Source organism: Acetobacter sicerae, assembly GCF_011516765.1.
GTDB lineage: Bacteria > Pseudomonadota > Alphaproteobacteria > Acetobacterales > Acetobacteraceae > Acetobacter > Acetobacter sicerae.
Genome location: NZ_JAAABN010000069.1, coordinates 1 through 1,290, shown reverse-complemented (window position 1 = coordinate 1,290; position 1,290 = coordinate 1). Strand labels below are relative to the sequence as shown.

Annotated in this window: 2 protein-coding genes; both read left to right on the top strand. The window is 62.2% G+C overall.

All coding sequences use genetic code 11. The annotated features are described in order from the left end of the window. The coding region (locus tag GVI59_RS18605) for a baseplate J/gp47 family protein (protein WP_173575524.1) at positions 1 to 703 on the top strand (703 nt) is incomplete at its 5' end. Then, on the top strand, positions 703 to 1,290 hold a 588-nt coding region (locus tag GVI59_RS18600), incomplete at its 3' end, for a hypothetical protein (RefSeq protein ID WP_173575523.1). The genes GVI59_RS18605 and GVI59_RS18600, both read left to right, overlap by 1 nt.

Below are 1,290 nucleotides of genomic sequence, written 5' to 3'. Positions count from 1 at the left end.
CACGGTGCCGGTCCAGTGCCAGACGGCAGGGACTGCGGGGAATGTTGACGCAGGGACGATCTGCCTGCTCGGCACCTCGATCTCCGGCATCGACACCTGCACGAATGGCGCCGCATTTGTGAACGGGTCAGACGGCGAGACCGACGCGGCTCTGAAGGCACGCTTCCCACTCTGGTTGGCCGCGAAAGCAACAGCATCGACGGCAGCGATCGAGAACGCGATCAGTGGGGTTCAGACGAACCTGACCTATTCGATCATGGATGGTGAGGCGGCGGATCAGACCTATCGGACCGGGTTTTTCACGGCGGTGGTTGACGACGGAAGCGGAGACGCATCCGACGCTCTGGTGGCCGAGGTTTATTCAGCTATTGATGCGGTTCGGGCATGTGGCGTCGGCTTCTCTGCAATCCGCTCTGCCGAGCTGCTGCTCACGGTTTCAATGACGATCACCGTTCCGGCGGGCACAGACACAGCAACTGTATCAACCGCTGTGCAGACGGCCATCACGGCTGATATTGACGCGCAGACGGTCGGGGCGGGCTATTCATACGCTCGTCTGGCGGTGGTCGCGTGGAACAATGCGGGCGTCACGCCGACCTCTATCGGCAGTGTGCTCCTGAATGGCGCTCAGGCCGACATCCCGGCCCAGACGGCGCAGGTCGTGCGTGCGGGCAGTGTCGCGATCAACGTGGTGACGGGCTGATGGCAACCGGCGACCAGTCGGATTTCGTCGCACGTCTGCGGCAGGTTCTGCCTGACGGCTGGTTCCCAACCCCACCCGCTGCGGACGAACAGGAAAAAGCGCCGGTCCTTGTTGGCGTCCTGTCCGGATGCGCGAACGTTTTCGCATGGCTCTGGCTGCAACTGGCAGATCTGAACAATCAGACGCGGCTGCAAACCACGTCCGGGACAGACCTCTCGATAAAGGCTGATGATTATTTCGGGGCTGGCGCGTTCCCCCGGCTAACGGGCGAGACGGACGCAGCCTATCGCCAGCGCATCATCGATGCTCTCGTCGCTGAGAAAAACACGCGCGCGGCCATTATCGCGGCGGTCCAGTCAGTGACCGGCACGACGGCGACGGTTATCGAGCAGACGAACGCGACGGATTGCAAGGGCGTCGGATCGGCGAAGGTTCCTGCTGCTGGCGGAGGATACGGATACGGTTCCGGGCTGCATTACGGCCATCTTTCTGGCGGCCAGTTTTTCATCACGGTCCCGCGCGGAAGCGTGACGGACGACAGCATCATTCTCAACGCGATCAACTCGACCAAAGCGGCAGGTGTTGTC